Genomic DNA, 18426 nt, shown 5'->3' on the forward strand with positions numbered 1-18426 from the left:
GCTGTCTGATAATCGTTCAGAAGTGATATCATAACCATAATTAACAGTAAAGGAAAATTGGGAAAAGTGAGCAGAAATAAGAAGAGAAAAGGGAAAAAGACAAATATTTTGCTGGGTTTTATCTGTATTATCCTGGTGGGGGTTCTCGGTACAATTCTTGTGATGAGCTATAATACAGAGCAGGAAGAAGCCAAACGTCTGACAGAACTTGCAGGTAACCAGCAGAGCGGAATCGAAGATTATGAAGCAGTAAAGGAACACGCTGCACAGTTAGAGAAGGCATCCTCCGAAGATGAGAATACAGAAGATGCCGATAACAGTGAGACAAAGAAGAGCAAGAAGAAAGAAGACACAGCCGGGGAAGAGGATGCAGAGGAGACGGCACAGGCAGAAGATACTACTGAAGCAGAAGCACCGAGAACAATTTCCGGTGTCGTATGCTGGGGAGATGATCTGATCAATGGTGAGGAATCCAACACTTATTCCTACATGGCAGTACTTCAGAAACTTCTGACAGACAACGGATATAACCTGACAGTGATTAACAAGACTCTTCAGGGCGGCGGTACACTTTCTATGATGAAGATGGCCGGTGTAAGTGATGAAACTCTTCAGGGATATATTGCGAAACATCAGCAGGCTGCAAATGGTGCGCAGCTGAATGTAACAGAGACAGGAATCCGTGATCTTACAGAAGAACAGACTACCAGAAATGATATGGACTGTGTACCTGTCATCTTCATGGGATACTATGGCGGATGGAATCATGATCCTGCAGAGCTTGCTGAGCAGCAGGAACAGATTTTAAATACATTCCAGAACAAAGACCAGTTCATTGTTGTAGGAACACGCCCTATGGATGGAAGCGTGACTTCTGAAGCACTCGATCAGGTGCTCAGCGAGAAGTGGGGCGAACATTATATCAGTCTTGCAAATGTGACACAGCAGCTGTCTGCTACTCATGAAGCACAGCAGGCTATGGCAGAGGCAGTGTTCCAGAAATTGCAGGAGCTTGGCTATATCAGCCAGAGCTGAATAAACGATTGAAGGAATGAAAATGAAAAAAACAGCAAAAGAAGCTGCGAGACAACGAAAGATTTATATGATTCTGATAATTATCCTGATCATAGTTCTTACAGTTTTGGGCGGCGGGTATTATTTTATGATGCAGACAAAAGCATCATCCAGAAATACAGGTGCTCAGAACAGTAACGGTCAGAATCAGACGAGCCAGACATCAGGTAGTGACACTGTGGAATATCAGGGTGCGACATATAAATATAACGATCATCTCAGCAACTACTTATTTCTAGGAATTGATACAAGAGAATCGGTAGATACTTATCAAACACAGGAAGATGCCGGACAGGCAGATGCGATTTTTGTGGTTTCTATGGACAGAGCGACGGAGAAGATTAAAGTGCTCTTCGTCCCGCGAGATTCTATGACAGAGATTGAGGTTTTCAATCCATCCGGTAAGAGTCTTGGAATGACAACAGACCACATAAATATTCAATACGCATTTGGTGATGGTCGACAGAAGAGTTGTGAACTGATGAAGACAGCAGTATCCAATCTGCTGGACGGACTTCCGATTCAGGGATACTGTTCCATGAACATGGATGGTATTCCGGTGATTACGGACTTCGTAGGAGGAGTTCAGATCACAGTGCCTGACAACAGCCTTGAGGATGTAGATCCGGAATTTAAAGAAGGCGCTGTTGTTAACATTACAGGTGAAAACGCAGAAAAGTTTGTACGATATCGAGATACTGACAGGACCCAGAGTGCTCTGGTCCGTCAGGAGAGACAGAAAACCTATCTCCAGGCATTAATTCAGAAAGCCCAGGAGAAGGCAGGAGAGGATGCCGGATTTGTGACAGACCTCTACGACAGTATTAAGAGCTATACAGTTACAAGCATGGGAAATGACATATTTGCGAAACTCCTTGCAGCATCAGGAAACGGTATCACTGATACAGAGACGGTACCGGGTGAGGGAACGCAAGGTAAGAACTTTGATGAGTATCATGTAGATAAAGATGCTCTGTCAGACTTGATTATTTCCATGTTTTATGAGAAAATTCAATAAACCGGTTAGAAGACAGCCGGTTTGGAATAAACTGTATGGTGGTAAATAGTCATTAGTACTGTTATTATTACTCAGAGATAATTCGTACAGACTTCCTGTACGATTATCAATATAAAAATAATCCAAAAGGAGAGGTGCATTATGAAACTTGCAAAGAAATTCATGACACTTGCTTTAGCAACTGCCCTTGGTGTAGGATGTGCTACTGTAGGTGTCAGTGCAGCAGGAAGCCGCACAAGCGCAATTACAGTATCTGCTGAACAGTCTGCAATCTATGAAGTTGTTCAGAAGATCGAAGAAGCAGAAGGCTTTGCAGATCTGCAGGCAGAACTGCCGGCAGTAGCTGACGCTTTCAAACAGGTTAACGAAGGTAAAATGGAAGTTGCTGGTTTCGTTGACGTTCTGAAAACCCTTTCAGAAGAGACAACAGACGAAGAAGTTAAAGCAGCTATCGATGAACTCGTTCAGAAACTTGACGGAAAAGAATTCGTTACAGGTTTTGATGAATTCAAAGTACTTGATGCAGACAAAGCAGAGAAGAATGCTGATGGTAAATATGAAGTTGAGATCTCTGTTCCAAGTATCACAGATACTATGGAGAACATTCAGCTTGTAGCTTACAGCAAAGAAGATGCAAAGAAATGGCAGATCGTTGATCCGATCAGCGTTGACAAAGAGAACAAAACTCTTGAAGTTGCATTAGATGATGGTGCTTTCTTCACTGTTGTTGCAGATGCTGAATAATTATTCGGTAATTCAGAAATAAAATGCAGCCGCCAGAAATGGCGGCTGTTTTTGGTTTACAAAAAATTCAATAGGTGAGTGTTGATGAAGAAAATTTAATAAAGCGCAAAGAAATGACTGCTCCAATAATCTCTCGGAATCCTGAGTGATTATATCCAGCACAGCTGGTGATGAACATTGAAAAGTGAATATTATTCGAAATGAATAAAAATGAGCATGAGAAACAGACATAACTGTCGCTATGCCTAAACTGACTGTGAACAGCGGCAGGCTTATTCTTGTGTGGACAGCAGATTCATGGTATGATGAAAACAACAGGAAATGAATGTATTTGAGAGGAGTTGTCTGAATGAAGAACCTGAACATCCCTGTGGGAATTTCCGATTTTGAGAAAATCCGCAGAGAAGGATTCTACTATATAGATAAAACCGGTCTGGTAAAAGAACTGCTGAATCCCAAACCAGCAGAGGTAACACTGATCACCCGCCCCCGACGTTTCGGCAAAACACTGGCAATGAGCATGCTGGAAAACTTTTTCGATATCAAAAAGAACAGCCGGGATCTGTTTGCAGGACTGGAAATTTCAGCCAGTGAGGAATTGTGCAGCCGGTGGATGAATCAGTGCCCTACAGTATCTCTGTCCTTTCGGCAGGTAGACGGGCTGGATTTTTCCAGTGCTTACGACATGCTGACCATGGTGATTTCCAATCTGTTTAACAGGCACCGTTACCTGCTGGAAAGCCAGGAAATTTCAGAATTTCAGAAAACGGCTTTTGTGCAGATCGCCAGCCAGAAAGCCACAGCAGGAGAGATCAAGAACAGCCTGATATTGCTTACAGACATGATGCAGACCTATTATGGAAAAAAGGTGCTCCTGCTGGTAGATGAGTATGATGTGCCTGTGGCAAAAGCAAATAACAATGGTTACTACGAAGAAATGTTGGACGTGATGAAGGGTCTGATGCAGGCTCTTAAGGACAACCGGGCACTTGGTTTTGCAGTGGTGACCGGGTGTATGAAAATTGCAAAGGAGAGCATTTTTACAGGCACAAATAACTTTGTTTCAGATACTATAGCAGATTCCAGGCTTAATGAATATTTCGGATTTGTGCAGAGGGAAGTAGATCAGATCCTGGCAGACGGAGAGATCACAGATAAGAGAGAACTTATAAAACAGTGGTACGATGGGTATCATTTTGGAGACTGGGATGTATATTGTCCCTGGGATGTGATGAATTATGTGCTGGAACTACAGCATAATCCTCAGGCAAAACCTGCAGGATACTGGAAAAACACCAGTGACAATGCCATTATCCGATCCTTTATTGACTATGCCGGAGGCAGTATTACCAGAAAACTGGAAATTCTCATGGAAGGAGGATACATCATCCAGCAGATTGATAAGAACCTGACCTATGACTACCTCCATTCTTCAGAGGATAATCTATGGAGTGTTCTGTATCTGACAGGGTACCTGACACAGGTACGGTCGGAAACTCTGAACCGGGAATTGCCGGCAGGATCTGCAGCATTGCAAATCCCCAATGCAGAGATACGGGAAATATTTGAGACAACAGTGATCCGGTGGTTTGATGACAGTGCAAAAACCTGGAACAGAAACCATTTATTTGCTGCAGTTTGGAAGGGAGACAGTGAAGCTGTCACAAAGGAAATGACAGCCCTCCTTCGCAGAACCATCAGCTACCATGATTACAGAGAGGACTTTTATCATGCATTCCTGGCAGGAATCTTCACAGGAGCCGGATATATGGTAGACTCCAACAAAGAGCATGGAGAGGGCAGAAGTGATATTGTAGTATACGATCCGGTTAACAGCCGGGTGGCGGTCTTTGAAGCAAAATATGCAAAGACAATGGAAAAAATGGAAGCAGAATGTGAACGTGCCCTGAACCAGATCAATGACCGGATGTATACAAAAGAATATGAGGAAGACTATGACCACATCCTCTGCTATGGAATCTCATTTTTCAGAAAACGGTGTATGGTAAAGAAAAAATAGAAACAAACCAAAGAAAAAATTGAATAAGAATACACAAAAGAAGAAACAGTAGTGAACAGACAAGATAGCCTGTAAACTGCTGTTTCTTTTATTAGGATATAGTCCAAAATGCGCTGCAAATTTGTGGAGTATTTTACTCTACGAAAAAAGGCCCCCGGAACTCCCATAAACAGGGAATTCCGAGGGCTTTTGACCATAATTGCAACGGCAAATAGCACCCAAGTCAGCCCACTTTGATCATGATTTTTGCAGGGATAGATTAAATACCATATAAAAACTCCCTCTGTTTGTTAAAAAACTTTGTCATAAACAGAAGAATTTCACAGATTCGTAGAGTAAAATACTCCACGAATCCTGTCGAAATCTGCGAAAAAGGAATGATCGTCATCTGGCGTTTTGCAAGCTACAGTGAGCTTATCAGGGTTGGCATCTCTACGGTGATCACCTTTGACACGGGTATCATAAAATCTCTATGAGATATGAAATGGAGACTGGAAGGGAAAAGAAAAAATGTATAGGAAAGATTCAGATGGCTGGCTGAAGCATGCTGATTTTATGCTGTTGGACATGATCTGCCTGCAACTGTCATTTATTTTGGCGTATGCCCTTCGCGGGATGGAAATGGATTTATACAGCGATGTTTTGTATCGTAATATGGCTGTTTTTCTTTGCCTGGCAGACCTGGTAGTGATCTTTACAGCAGGCACCATGAAAAGTGTATTGAAAAGAGGACACTACAAAGAATTCGTAGCAACTTTGAAACAGTCTGTCATAGTAGGCGTGCTGGCAATCATTTATCTGTTTGTGATTCAGGAAGGACAGAGCTTTTCCAGGCTGATTCTTTTTACCACTGTGATCATTTATCTGTTTTTTTCTTATATGGTAAGGGAAATCTGGAAGAATTCCTTACATAGAAAAATGAAAAATGGTGGCGACAAGAAGCTTCTGATCGTCACATCCAAAGCTGAGGCAGAGAAGGTGGTAAGCAACATGCAGGAAAACAACTATGCCAGATATTCTTTTGCAGGTGTAGCTGTGATCGATGAGGACTGCACCGGTCAGGAAATCTGCGGTGTTCCTGTGGTAGCCACAAAAAGCAGCACATCCATGTATGTGTGCCAGGAATGGATTGACGAAGTACTTATGGTAATACCCGAGCACCTTCCCTATCCGGAAGATCTGATAGAACAGCTTACGGAAACAGGTGTAACCGTTCACCTGAATCTTTCCAAGATCACCAATAAAACAGGAAAAAGACAATTTGTGGAAAAGGTGGGAAACTACACGGTTCTCACCACAAGCCTTAACTACGCATCCTTCGGTCAGCTTTTCCTGAAGCGCCTTATGGACATTTTCGGCGGTCTGGTGGGCTGTATTTTTACTGGAATTATCACACTTTTCGTAGGTCCTGCAATTTATCTTGCATCACCGGGCCCGATTTTCTTCTCTCAGGAACGTGTGGGAAAGAACGGAAAGAAATTCAAAATGTACAAGTTCCGCAGCATGTATATGGATGCAGAAGAACGTAAAGCAGAGCTCATGAAAGAGAACAAACTGGGCGATGGGAAAATGTTCAAGATGGACTTTGACCCCAGAGTAATCGGGAATAAAGTACTTCCGGACGGAACGCATAAGACAGGAGTGGGCGATTTCATCAGAAGGACAAGCCTGGATGAATTCCCACAGTTCTTTAATGTACTGAAAGGAGATATGTCCATTGTGGGAACAAGACCGCCGTTGATTTCGGAGACCAACCTGTATGAACCGCGACATAAAGCGAGACTTGCAATCAAGCCGGGAATCACCGGTATGTGGCAGGTCAGCGGACGAAGCGATATCACGGACTTCGAAGAGGTTGTGAGACTGGATAAAGAATATATTGAAAACTGGGATATTGGGTTGGATATTAAGATTCTTTTGAAGACGGTGATGGTGGTTGCGAAGAAAGACGGGTCGATGTGATTGTTTTTGCTAAAATTAAAGGGTTGTGCGAGATGGTGCGCACACCAGAACCGCGGGAGTGGCTGAGCGGATATGGCCACAGTGTGGAATAGCCGCAGTGTGAATTTATAGACGACGAATACGAGCAAATACGAAAGAGGAAGAAATATAAACACGAGGGAGAATTAAGTTATGTACGATTATCTGGTGGTTGGCTCTGGCCTATACGGAGCTACGTTCGCGCATGAAGCGCATCAACATGGGAAATCTGTTCTGGTCATCGATAAGAGGCCAAACATTGCCGGTAATATCTATACTGAAAAAGTAGAAGGTATCAATTTCCACAAGTATGGTGCGCACATCTTTCACACGAATAATAAGACTGTGTGGGATTACCTCCAAAACTTTACGGTATTCAACCGTTTCACAAACTCTCCGGTGGCTAACTACAAAGGTGAGTTATACTCCATGCCTTTTAATATGTACACATTCAACAAGATGTGGGGCGTGGTGACACCGGAAGAAGCGCAAGCCAAGATTGATGAGCAGCGGAAAGAAATCTCCGGTGAACCGAAGAATCTGGAAGAGCAAGCCATCAGTCTGGTCGGTAGAGATATCTACGAAAAGCTGGTTAAAGGTTATACGGAGAAACAGTGGGGACGTGACTGCAAAGACCTGCCGGCGTTTATTATTAAGCGCCTGCCTGTACGCCTGACTTTTGACAACAACTATTTCAATGCTCTATATCAAGGCATCCCAATCGGCGGTTATACGCAGATGGTCGAGCATATGCTTGATGGTATAGAGGTAAGGCTCGGCGTGGATTATCTGGAGCATAAAGCGGAACTGGATGCGCTGGCAGAGAAGGTTGTTTATACCGGACCGATTGATGCTTATTTCAATTATTCCCTCGGTTATCTGGAGTACCGTTCCGTTCGCTTTGAAAACGAAATCCTCGACAAGCCGAACTTCCAGGGCAATGCCGCTGTGAACTACACAGATCGAGAAACGCCGTGGACACGCATTATCGAGCATAAGTGGTTCGAGTTCGGTAAGGATGAAAACGGGAATGATTTGCCGAAGACCATAATATCCCGTGAGTACAGCTCTGAGTGGAAACCCGGAGATGAACCGTATTATCCGGTCAATGATGCGAAGAATGGGACGCTCTATGCCGACTACAAGAAGCTGGTCGAGGGTGAGAAGAATATTATCTTTGGCGGGCGACTGGGCGAGTACAAGTACTATGACATGGATGCTGTGGTGGCATCGGCGTTGGAGATGAGCGAGAAGGAATTGGCTTAAAGCCTAATACGGATTAAAAGGGGTAGGCGATATGAGCCAAAATAAATCAAACGAATCATATAAACAAAACAAAGCATTAGACATAAAAATCATTATAGCGGCGCACAAGAAATATCGTATGCCGCAGGATGATATATACATACCACTACATGTCGGAGCTGAGGGTAAGGAGTCAATTGGCTATCAGGGCGATAATACCGGAGAAAACATATCAAAACTTAATCCTTACTTCTGTGAACTTACCGGAATGTACTGGATGTGGAAGAATCTGAAAGCTGATTATTTGGGATTAGCACATTACAGACGACATTTCTGCTTACGGAAGAAGAAAGCCGAGAACGGTGAAGAAAGTAAGTGGAAATCGGTATTAAACAGCAAAGAAGCGCAGATTCTGTGTAAACAATACGACGTTATCGTTCCTGAAAAACGCCACTATGTGATTGAAACCTTAGAGTCGCATTACGCACACACTCACTACATAGAACATTTGGAGAAGACAAGGGAAATCATCAGCGAACGATATCCGCAGTATCTTGATAGTTATGACAAGATTCTTAAAAAGAAAAGCGGATATATGTTCAATATGTTCGTGATGAGAGCGGATTTTGTTGACGAGTACTGCTCGTTCCTTTTCGATGTGTTGCATGAACTGGATAAAAGAGTGGATACGAGCAACTACTCCGCATTCCAAGCTCGGTATCCGGGTAGAGTTGGAGAAATCCTACTGAATGTCTGGCTAGATAAAGAAGTAGAAGCGCAAGGATTAAAGGTAAAGGAAATCCAGCATATACACATGGAACCGATTAACTGGTGGAACAAGGGAACAGCATTTTTGAAGGCTAAGTTCTTAGGTAGAAGATATGAGCACGGCTTCTAAACAGTGCGAAATAGCCGAGAAAAATTTCAGAAAATTAAGGAAAAGGGCTTGACACATGGAAGAGACGACACATAATCGCTTAGCAAGCAAGCAAGCAAGCAAGCAAGCAAGCAAGCAAGCAAGCAAGCAAGCAAGCAAGCAAGCAAGCAAGCAAGCAAGCAAGCAAGCAAGCAAGCTTACGGACATTTCGCTTCTCAGGATAGTCGCGACAATAGCAGTTGTATTTCTACATACAAACTCTACACTTACGGACAATAAAGAACTGTTTCAACTAACAGATAATCAGTATCTTTTCTTTTTGTGTGCTTATCGGATGCTTTACTGGGCTGTTCCAGTATTTTTAATGATAACGGGAGCATTGCTTCTAAGGAAAGACAAAGCCATCACATGGGATGTCTGTATAAGGAAATACTGCAAGAGAATATTATTGGCACTGTTTATATTTGGTGTGCCGTTTTCCGTGATGATGATTTCCATGGAGACTAAACAGGTAAGTCCATTAATGATTCTGCAGGCCGTAATGAATGTGATTGAAGGCAAGAGCTTCGGGCACTTATGGTATCTGTATGTGTTGATTGGGGTGTATCTGGTTTTACCATTCCTTAAAAATGCTACAGACAACATGAATGAAAAGACGATGCGAACATTCCTGCTCATACTATTCCTGTTTAACTTTTGTATTCCTCTAATAGAGAGTGTGGCTCGCATTGAGATTTCGTTTATGGTTCCCTTTACTACATTTTCCGTTTTCTATGTGGTGTGCGGTCACTTTCTGGAAGAATATATTGAGGTCGGTAGAAAAATAGCAACAGCTGGATTTGTGAGCATGTTGATTTTTGCTGTAATGGTAGCTTTGTTATCAGGAAGCGGAGATTATCTTGGATATGATAGTCCAATTATTGGATTAACCGGTATATTTGCATTTTTGCTGTTCAAAGGCATGGACATAGATGATGTACACAGGGGGGGTGTGTGGAATGTTGATAGGCTCTGCTTTGGGGTATATCTGATACATCCCGTGTTTATTCATTTTACATACAAGCTTTTGAAAGTATCTCCGGTGTCATTCAATCTGTATTGGCTTGTAATGCCGGTATTTGGGGTGATATTTGTGATTATAGCATTCTTCGGATCGTGGATTATGTCGAAGATAAAACCTTTGAGAGAATATGTGTTGTAAAGAAAATGAAAATAAAGTGTGGCCTTAAAATAAGGTAAAGAAGGAAAGAAGAGGAACACAATGAGTTTAAAAACAAAAATTAAAAATGATATGTGGCAAGTAAATTATGTTGTTCCTTTCGTAAAGAAGCATCAATTTGATGAAAAAGGAAAAGTTGATATGTTGCGGCATGTTGCTAAAGCCTATTCAAAGATCAAAGCCGTAAAGTCGAGTGAAAAGAGAACAGTTGGCTATGACACAAAGAAGCTCCTTGAGACAGTGGAGATTTCATTGGATAGCAAGAGCCGTTTTGTGTATTTCCTTGATGAAGGGAAAACAATTGCCGCCCCAGGGAATATACTGAGCAACTTTACGCTGGACTATGACAAGGTTATTCACGGCTCGTTTGAGGAATTGGCTAAGAAGGCTGCTGGTTCTGATAATTACGGTACAGAAGCCAAGGCGGTAGCAAATGGGATTGAAACTCTCCGTGTGCGCATACTTGAGGCGGTCAAAGCGTCCAGCAACTCCTATAAGAATAATCAGATAAAGTACTTTGAAAATATGCTGACAAGACCTGCGCGGCATTTCGATGAGGCTTTGCAGCGCCTGCTTTTCTTCAACCAGATTATGTGGCAGACAAGGCACCGTTTGAATGGCCTTGGACGCTTGGATTTAATCTTTGGAGACCTGTATGATGCCGATGTTAAGTCAGGGGAAATCAGCTATGATTCTGCTTCAGCTCTTGTAGCTGACTTCCTTAGCTCTTTAAGCAAATATCCGGAGTACAAGAGTGATGCTCTTGAGGGCGATATTGGGCAGATTGCTATCCTTGGTGGCAACAATCCTGATGGTTCATATTTCTGCAATGACTTGACGGAGATTTTCCTGAAAGAGCAGGCTAAGCTTGGCAAGCCAGATCCGAAGACTTTCATCCGTGTGGGGAAAGGCATGCCCGACAAGCTTTTGAAGACTGCTGTGTCCTGCCTTACTGCAAAAACAGGAAGCCCTCTTTTCTCAAATGACGAAGCTGTTGTACCTGCATTGCTCAGTTTTGGAATGCCGGAAGAGGATGCTTATTCCTATTGTGTTTCCGCCTGTTGGGAGCCGTATATCGTAGGGAAGTCGCTGGATCAAAACAACGTGATGGTCTTCGATTACTTTAAGGCTCTGGATAGAGTACTTAACAACGGGCAGGAGTATGCTTCCTTTGAAGCTTTGCTTGAGGCTTACATAAAAGAAAATGAAAAGTGCTTTGCTGAATTTTTGGAGGGTGTCAATGCTCTGAAATGGGCAAAGGATCCTCTGGTTTCCATGTTTATGGACGGCTGCTCTGAGAAACGTAAAGATGTCTCAGAAGGAGCGGTTAAATATAACAACTACGGCGTGACCACGGTTGCAATATCAAATGTCGTGGATAGTCTTTGTAATATCAACAGTCTTGTGTTTGTGGAAAAGAAGCACACATTGGCGGAGATGAACAAGGCAAGGATGAACGATTTCGCTGTTTCGAATGAGGCGAAGGATGCTGATCAGATTTACACGGAGATTACGAGTCTGAGAAAGTCTTACGGTCATGATGACCCTGAGACGGAGGAGCTTGTTAACAAGATTACAGCGTCCGTTGCCACAAAAGCGGAGCAGTATAAGAATACTCTTGGGGGAACTGTGAAGTTTGGTTTGAGTTCTCCTGGTTACAACATCTTGAGCAAGAAGATGCCGGCTGATTTCTCCGGAAGAAAAAGTGGAAAGCCGTATAACACACACATCTCTTGCACCGATGCTGGCTATACGGAAATCGTGGGATTTGCCGGGAAGCTTGAATATGACAAACAGCGGTTCAACGGAAACGTTATTGACTTCTTCATGACAGAGTCGCTGCTTGATACAAATCTGGACAAGTTTGTCCTTTTCATGAAAGGCGCAATAGCATTGGGCTTTTTCCAGATGCAGATGAATCTGATTGACAGCAAGACGTTGATAGATGCGAAGGCGCACCCAGAGAAGTATAAGGGACTCATTGTTCGTGTCTGGGGATTTAGCGCGTATTTTAACGAGCTTCCGGAAAGCTATAAAGACTTGTTAATTGAAAGGGCATTAGCTGCGGAGAAAGTGATGTAAGATATTATGAATAAAAAAATTGATTCACATGCACAATTTAAAATGAAATTTAGAAAGCTTGATAATATGCATACCCTGACAGATTGTGAATTAAAGAGGCTTCAGAATGTAGAATTGGGTATGTTCAGAGATTTCTTGGCTGTTGCTGAAAAATACGATATAGCCTACTCCATGAGTGGCGGAACAGCACTGGGAACTGTCAGACATAAAGGATTTATTCCTTGGGATGATGATATAGATATTAATTTGACAAGGAAGAGTTATAAACGCTTTAAAGCAATTTTTGATGAAGAATTGGGAGGAAAATATGAGCTGTGGGCTCCTGAACTGGGAAGAAATCACGGATTAGCACATGTTCAGATAAAAAAGAAGGGAACGGTTTATAAATCTTTTAATGAGTTGTCAAAATCAGATAATGGAATTTATATTGATATATTTATCCAGGAAAATGTTCCAAACAACGTGATTTTGAGGAAACTGCACGGATTTCTCTGCTTGGCATTTGGCTATTTGCTTACTTGCAGGAAAACATATAATGATATGCCATATTTGAAGCCTTATATTGAGGGAAACGCCGAATTAGAGAGAGCGTTTTCTAAGAAAGAAATTATAGGAAGATTGTTTTCATGGCTTACCTTGGATACCATCAGCAAGTTAACAATAAAAGTATATTCTATGTGCAAAAATAACGGCTCGAAGTTCACATCGATACCAACTGGCAGAAAGCACTATTTTGGTGAGCTACTTTTAAGAAGTGATAGCTGCGAAACGATCGAGATGGAATTTGAAGGAATTAAAGTAAGAATGCCGAAGGGATACGACAATTATCTTTCGAGGTTATATGGTAAGAACTATATGGAAATTCCGCCGATTGAAAAGCGTGAACAGCATCCGCTGATGGAGCTGGATTTTGGCGAGGAATAAGAACAGGGGAACGACAATGATTTATTATGTTGATATAGACCGGGAGAGACGCAATACTGCAGGTGCCAAAGCTCCGGATGATATAGCGGTGCTTTGTCAAAGAAGAGGATATGAGAGAATAGCTATCCCGTTTGCGTTAAAGAAAAAGAATAACATTTTTCAAAGATTTTGGTTGGCGTTTGTTTTGACTGTACATTGGATTAAGGTGCTTGTAAAGCTAAAGAGAGGTGACGTGATTATTTATCAGCACCCGTTTTCCGGAAAAAGATTGGCAGAGAAAATGGTGCCGATAATTCAAAGAAAAGGTTGCTATTTTATTGCCCTAATACACGATTTGGAATCCTTGCGAGGCGGAATCGAAGGCTTTGTAAGGAAGAAGAGGAGGACAAATGAAATCGGTGATAACATTCTTCTGAAACATTTTGATGCTGTTATTTGCCATAACCAGCATATGAAAGATTATCTTGTCTCGAAGGGATTTGCCTCAGAAAGATTGTTTGTACTTGAGATTTTCGATTATTTGACTGATGAGCCTTGCATATTGACTTCGGAGCAAGACCAACTATCTATAGCTATCGCAGGCAATCTTGCGAGTAGCAAATGTGGGTATATTTATAAAATAATTGATGGATCAAATAAGGAGAATCAATCCTTAAAGATTTATCTTTTTGGTAATAATTATGAAACTGACAAGGGAGGTCCCAACATGATTTATGTTGGATCCTTTAAACCAGAGGAATTACCGGGACACCTTAAGGGAAGATTCGGACTTGTATGGGATGGGCCACAGGCAAATACTTGTGCAGGAAATACTGGAAATTATTTGCGGTACAATGACCCGCATAAGACTTCGTTGTACTTAACGGCCGGGTTGCCCGTGATTGTATGGAATGAAGCAGCTGTCGCGGATTTTGTTAAGGAAAATAAAGTGGGTCTACTTATTACTGATCTTAGTGATTTGGAAGAAAAATTATGCGATATATCTGAAACGGAGTACGATGATATGTGCTGTGCTACTAAAAATATATCAGATAAATTAAGAAATGGTTATTATTTTTACAAAGCCTTGGATGAGTGTTTGCGTTATATAAATACTCTGATATAAGAAAATGCGAAAGGCGAAAAACAGCGTTATAAATTATGAGATACAAGTATAAAAGTAATTGAAAATCCCATAGGGCTGAAATTGAAATATAATTTGTATGATTAATGAAATTGTATTTCAAACTTATATAAAGGAGATTACGACTTATGAACATTGCACTACTTATCGCTGGTGGTTCTGGTGCACGTATGCATCAGAATATACCGAAGCAGTTTTTGACGGTCAATGAGCGTCCGGTCATTGTATATACGCTGGAAGCATTTCAGAAGCATCCGGAGATTGACGAAATTGCAGTTGTTTGCATTGAAGGATGGGAATCTGTTCTTTGGGCATATGCGAATCAGTTCAACATTTCAAAGCTTAAGTATGTTGTTCTTGGTGGAAAGAATGGACAGGATTCTATCCGTAATGGCGTATATGAACTTGAAAAGCACCATTCAGCGGAGGATATTGTCCTGATTCATGATGCGATTAGGCCAATGGTTTCTGCTGAGATCATATCCGATTGCATTAGAGTTACACAGGAACATGGAAATGCGATCACTGTAATTCCTTGTGCTGAGGCTATGATGCAGACAGAAGATGGTGAGGTTTCTATTGGCAGTTATCCAAGAGACAGGCTCAAGAGAACACAGACCCCACAAGGATTCCGTATTGGCGATATCTGTGAACTTCATCGGGAAGCACTTAAAGCAGGAATTACAAATTCTGTTGCATCTTGTACATTGATGATAGAAATGGGAAAACAAGTTTATTTTTCGGCGGGATCTGAGAAGAATATTAAGTTAACGACAGTTGAGGATATTGATATTTTTAAAGCACTTCTTGTAGCAAAGAGATCAGATTGGCTGAAGTGATGGTGGATGATATGGACTTACATAATAGCAGAACATATTTAGCTGATTTGGATGTAGCTATCCAGCATACTGTTGATTTGGAGAATTTAAAGGGAAAGTCTGTCGTCATCACCGGGGCAACAGGGACAATCGGCTCTTTTGTGACAGATGTGTTGTTAAGATATAATCAGACTTCAGGAGCCAGTATACATGTGATAGCAGCTGGGAGAAATGCGCAGAAACTCGAAAGCCAGTATGGGAAATTTAAAGGATTTCAACCGATCTCATATGATTTGAATTCTAATATTGATTTCGATGTTGATGTTGATTATATCATTCATGCAGCTGGTAATGCGTACCCTGCGGCGTTTAATGGTGACCCGGTTGGAACAATAATGGGAACTGTAAATAGCACCTACAGATTACTTGAATATGGAAGGACGCACGGTGCTAAAAGATTGCTCTATGTTTCATCAGGTGAAGTGTACGGCCAGGGAGATTTGACCATTGGTGCATTTGAGGAAACTTATTCCGGGTATTTGGATACGCAATCGCCTCGTTCTTGTTATCCAATGGCAAAGAGGACAGCGGAGAACTTGTGCGCATCTTATTCAAAACAGTACGGTTTTGAGACGGTCGTAGTTAGACCGTGTCATACATATGGGCCTTATATTACGCAATCGGACAATCGAGCCAATGTACAATTTTTGCGCAATGTCTTAAACAACGAAGATATTGTTATGAAGAGCGCTGGAACTCAGATGAGAAGCTATAACTATGTCGCTGATTGTGTGTCAGCACTTTTGACTGTTTTGATAAAGGGAAATTCTGGAGAAACGTATAATACTGCAAATCCAGAAGCGAGATGTACAATTGCTCAGTTAGCTGAAACGATTGCAAACAAAGCAGGTAAACAGGTCTTTTTTGCGGATCCGACTGCCGTTGATTTGGCTAATAGATCACCGATTGCAAGGCAGGTTTTGAGTACGAGAAAGATAGAGACCCTCGGGTGGCAAGGTGCATTTACTGTGAATAAAGGAATAGAACACACGCTAAAAATCCTCTGCGGAGAATAAGCTAAAATTTCGCCTGGGATTTAAAATTGCAATGGAGAGTAAGAGGAAGAAAGTTTATGCTAGAAGATTTGAAGAAAATTGTCTGTGAGGTTAATCTTGACCTCGTTGCCAAGGGCGTCGTCATTTACACGTGGGGAAACGTCAGCGGAATATCGGAAGACAGGAAATACATGGTCATTAAACCGTCCGGTGTTGACTACGACGGAATGGCTGCTGAAGACATGGTGGTTGTGGATATTGAGAGTGGTGAGACTGTTGATGGCAAATGGAAGCCTTCTTCTGATACCAAGACCCATCTGGAATTATATAAAAGGTATAAGGAGATAAAAGGAATCGTTCATACGCATTCCACCAATGCTGTAGCCTTTGCACAGGCTGGCATGAACATTCCGGCACTCGGAACAACTCATGCGGATTATTTCTACGGAGACATTCCTTGTACAAGAGAACTGAGTGAAGTCGAAGTCATGGAAGCCTATGAACTGAACACCGGGAAGGTCATCATCGAGACGATTGAAAGATTGGGGTACGACCCAATGGCGATTCCTGGTATCGTGGTGAAAAATCATGGGCCATTCGCTTGGAGAACAAGTCCTGCTAATGCTGTATATAATGCTGTGGTCATGGAAAAGGTTGCGGAAATGGACATCAAGACTTTGGCTTTGAATCCGAATGCCGAGATAAAGCAGTATGTGTTGGACAAGCATTACATGAGGAAGCACGGACCGAACGCTTATTATGGACAAAAGGTTCAATGATTTATTTAAGGCAAGTGATATCTTAATAGAAGGAATGGGTATTGATGGGTAATTTGGTTGTTTTAATAGTAATTTATGCCGTGTTGTTGGTGTTTTGTTTGATGAGCTCATACAGAAATGCCTTGATGACACCTCAGTTTGCCTTTGTCGTTGGATTTTTTGTACAAGCCGTATTTGCAATAAAATATGTTGAAGTATGGGATTTGAATTTATCAAGTGCAACAATGTGGGTTCTAGGAGGCGGATCAATACTCTTTGTTGTTGTATCTTTTTCAACCCAATGGACACGGCGATTTACTGTCGTAATCAATAAAAAAAGGGAAAATTTAGGGCAGAATAATTCTTCTGCTTTGATAAAAAATAGAAATGAGAGCAAAATAAACTCTTTGAAATTATTTTTATTTGCTGCATTTCAAATGGTCACGATTATGTTGATTATAGCCTTTTTAAGAGGATTGTCTGGTGAATCACTAGCTGACGCTATTTATGTTTTTCGCTATGCAAATACATTTACAGAAGATAAGATTGCTATACCAATGATTGTTAAACATATGAGAAATTTTTGTATGGCTTCAGGGTACATTTGGGGATACATACTTGTGTATGATATTATTCAAAAATCTGGAAATAATAGAATGCTGCTTGTTGTCAACATTGTGTTAAGCGGAGTGTGTGGCGTGATATTTGGTTCGCGCACACCGCTATTTTCATTGCTCGTGGCTATAGTTACACAATATTTGTTATTGAGAGAAAAACAAACAGGAAAAAAGCGCAGACTTCCTTTTAAATATGTTATGGTGTGCATTCTAGGATCTATTGCTGCATTGATTTCTTTTCAAACCCTTGGAAACTTGCTTGGTAGAAATTCAACAAGGTCACCAATGGATTATTTGGCAATGTATTTATCTGCGGAGATTAAAAATTTGGATACGTTTATTAAGGCAGGGAGATTCGGTGCTGACATAACAGAAAACCAAACTTTTGCTGTAGCAATAAATTGGCTTTGCGGGAAGATTTTTCCGAGTGATTGGTCGCATGAATTGAATCTTCCATTTAAGTATATTAATGGATTCAGCTTGGGAAATGTGTATACAACTTATTACTCTTTCTTGTATGACGCAGGTTATGTTGGCGTTGTTATATTTGTGATTTTTATGGCTATTTTATCTCAAAAAATTTATTTAAAAGCAATCCGATCTAGTAAGGTAAAAAATGATTGGATTGATTTGAATGTCCTGGCTTATTCATATATGTACTATACAATTTTGTTTTCTTTTTTTTCAAATAAATTTTACGAAGAGATTTTTTCTCCTAGGTTCCTTTACTATCTAGTATGGTGGATAGCTTTAAAATTTTTGTGTGAGTTAAAGCTGAAAACCAGGGGGAGACTGTCCGAAAACTAGGATGAGTCTTCACTGAAATTAAGATTGATTCACTCACATGGGTGTTCAATATAAATAAAAAATGT

15 protein-coding genes are annotated in these 18426 nt (G+C 41.3%); all 15 read left to right on the forward strand.

What is annotated here, in order from left to right; translation table 11 throughout:
* The first annotated feature begins 66 nt into the window (after nt 1-66).
* The 15 genes from NQ550_RS08295 to NQ550_RS08365 all read left to right on the forward strand — a co-directional run bounded on the left by NQ550_RS08295 (nt 67) and on the right by NQ550_RS08365 (nt 18361).
* Entirely contained in the window at nt 67-1035 is a 969-nt protein-coding gene (locus NQ550_RS08295; protein WP_025578354.1) for a hypothetical protein, read from the forward strand.
* A gap of 22 nt (nt 1036-1057) precedes the next feature.
* Entirely contained in the window at nt 1058-2092 is a 1035-nt protein-coding gene (locus NQ550_RS08300) for an LCP family protein (RefSeq protein ID WP_025578352.1), read from the forward strand.
* A 141-nt stretch (nt 2093-2233) separates the two neighbouring features.
* On the forward strand, nt 2234-2836 hold the full coding sequence (locus tag NQ550_RS08305; RefSeq protein ID WP_025578350.1) for a hypothetical protein: 603 nt from the start codon (nt 2234-2236) through the stop codon (nt 2834-2836).
* Nucleotides 2837-3185: 349 nt separating this feature from the next.
* Nucleotides 3186-4856 (forward strand): AAA family ATPase, encoded by a 1671-nt coding sequence (locus NQ550_RS08310; RefSeq protein WP_025578349.1) that lies wholly within the window; start codon nt 3186-3188, stop codon nt 4854-4856.
* A 510-nt stretch (nt 4857-5366) separates the two neighbouring features.
* The gene (locus NQ550_RS08315) at nt 5367-6818 is read left to right on the forward strand and encodes a sugar transferase (RefSeq protein ID WP_025578348.1); all 1452 of its coding nucleotides are present in this window, start codon (nt 5367-5369) and stop codon (nt 6816-6818) included.
* A gap of 171 nt (nt 6819-6989) precedes the next feature.
* Nucleotides 6990-8102 (forward strand): UDP-galactopyranose mutase, encoded by a 1113-nt coding sequence (gene glf, locus NQ550_RS08320; RefSeq protein ID WP_025578347.1) that lies wholly within the window; start codon nt 6990-6992, stop codon nt 8100-8102.
* Nucleotides 8103-8133: 31 nt separating this feature from the next.
* On the forward strand, nt 8134-8979 hold the full coding sequence (locus NQ550_RS08325) for a DUF4422 domain-containing protein (protein ID WP_025578346.1): 846 nt from the start codon (nt 8134-8136) through the stop codon (nt 8977-8979).
* A gap of 55 nt (nt 8980-9034) precedes the next feature.
* Nucleotides 9035-10159 carry an acyltransferase gene (locus NQ550_RS08330; RefSeq protein ID WP_259839773.1) on the forward strand — a complete coding sequence of 375 codons (1125 nt, stop codon included), beginning with the start codon at nt 9035-9037 and terminating at the stop codon, nt 10157-10159.
* A gap of 60 nt (nt 10160-10219) precedes the next feature.
* On the forward strand, nt 10220-12259 hold the full coding sequence (locus NQ550_RS08335) for a pyruvate formate lyase family protein (RefSeq protein ID WP_025578341.1): 2040 nt from the start codon (nt 10220-10222) through the stop codon (nt 12257-12259).
* Nucleotides 12260-12265: 6 nt separating this feature from the next.
* On the forward strand, nt 12266-13183 hold the full coding sequence (locus NQ550_RS08340; protein ID WP_025578338.1) for a LicD family protein: 918 nt from the start codon (nt 12266-12268) through the stop codon (nt 13181-13183).
* A 16-nt stretch (nt 13184-13199) separates the two neighbouring features.
* The gene (locus tag NQ550_RS08345; protein WP_025578337.1) at nt 13200-14288 is read left to right on the forward strand and encodes a glycosyltransferase; all 1089 of its coding nucleotides are present in this window, start codon (nt 13200-13202) and stop codon (nt 14286-14288) included.
* A 146-nt stretch (nt 14289-14434) separates the two neighbouring features.
* Nucleotides 14435-15145 (forward strand): IspD/TarI family cytidylyltransferase, encoded by a 711-nt coding sequence (locus tag NQ550_RS08350; RefSeq protein ID WP_025578335.1) that lies wholly within the window; start codon nt 14435-14437, stop codon nt 15143-15145.
* Nucleotides 15142-16200, forward strand: coding sequence for an NAD-dependent epimerase/dehydratase family protein (locus NQ550_RS08355; protein WP_242833566.1), 1059 nt, complete (start codon nt 15142-15144; stop codon nt 16198-16200). Before NQ550_RS08350 ends, NQ550_RS08355 begins: the two co-directional genes overlap by 4 nt.
* 56 nt (nt 16201-16256) lie before the next feature.
* A complete protein-coding gene (locus tag NQ550_RS08360) occupies nt 16257-16958 on the forward strand; it encodes an L-ribulose-5-phosphate 4-epimerase (RefSeq protein WP_025578332.1) in 702 nt (233 codons plus the stop codon).
* A 44-nt stretch (nt 16959-17002) separates the two neighbouring features.
* On the forward strand, nt 17003-18361 hold the full coding sequence (locus tag NQ550_RS08365) for an O-antigen polymerase (RefSeq protein WP_025578331.1): 1359 nt from the start codon (nt 17003-17005) through the stop codon (nt 18359-18361).
* Nucleotides 18362-18426 lie beyond the last annotated feature (65 nt).

It is taken from the genome of Blautia wexlerae DSM 19850 (assembly GCF_025148125.1).
In the GTDB taxonomy this organism is placed as follows: domain Bacteria; phylum Bacillota; class Clostridia; order Lachnospirales; family Lachnospiraceae; genus Blautia_A; species Blautia_A wexlerae.

Bases quoted from the DNA above. Each gene is read 5' to 3' on its own strand.
- NQ550_RS08300 (WP_025578352.1), top strand. From the start codon at position 1,058: ATGAAAAAAACAGCAAAAGAAGCTGCGAGACAACGAAAGATTTATATG.
- NQ550_RS08305 (WP_025578350.1), top strand. From the start codon at position 2,234: ATGAAACTTGCAAAGAAATTCATGACACTTGCTTTAGCAACTGCCCTT.
- NQ550_RS08310 (WP_025578349.1), top strand. From the start codon at position 3,186: ATGAAGAACCTGAACATCCCTGTGGGAATTTCCGATTTTGAGAAAATC.
- NQ550_RS08315 (WP_025578348.1), top strand. From the start codon at position 5,367: ATGTATAGGAAAGATTCAGATGGCTGGCTGAAGCATGCTGATTTTATG.
- glf (WP_025578347.1), top strand. From the start codon at position 6,990: ATGTACGATTATCTGGTGGTTGGCTCTGGCCTATACGGAGCTACGTTC.
- NQ550_RS08325 (WP_025578346.1), top strand. From the start codon at position 8,134: ATGAGCCAAAATAAATCAAACGAATCATATAAACAAAACAAAGCATTA.
- NQ550_RS08330 (WP_259839773.1), top strand. From the start codon at position 9,035: ATGGAAGAGACGACACATAATCGCTTAGCAAGCAAGCAAGCAAGCAAG.
- NQ550_RS08335 (WP_025578341.1), top strand. From the start codon at position 10,220: ATGAGTTTAAAAACAAAAATTAAAAATGATATGTGGCAAGTAAATTAT.
- NQ550_RS08340 (WP_025578338.1), top strand. From the start codon at position 12,266: ATGAATAAAAAAATTGATTCACATGCACAATTTAAAATGAAATTTAGA.
- NQ550_RS08345 (WP_025578337.1), top strand. From the start codon at position 13,200: ATGATTTATTATGTTGATATAGACCGGGAGAGACGCAATACTGCAGGT.
- NQ550_RS08350 (WP_025578335.1), top strand. From the start codon at position 14,435: ATGAACATTGCACTACTTATCGCTGGTGGTTCTGGTGCACGTATGCAT.
- NQ550_RS08360 (WP_025578332.1), top strand. From the start codon at position 16,257: ATGCTAGAAGATTTGAAGAAAATTGTCTGTGAGGTTAATCTTGACCTC.
- NQ550_RS08365 (WP_025578331.1), top strand. From the start codon at position 17,003: ATGGGTAATTTGGTTGTTTTAATAGTAATTTATGCCGTGTTGTTGGTG.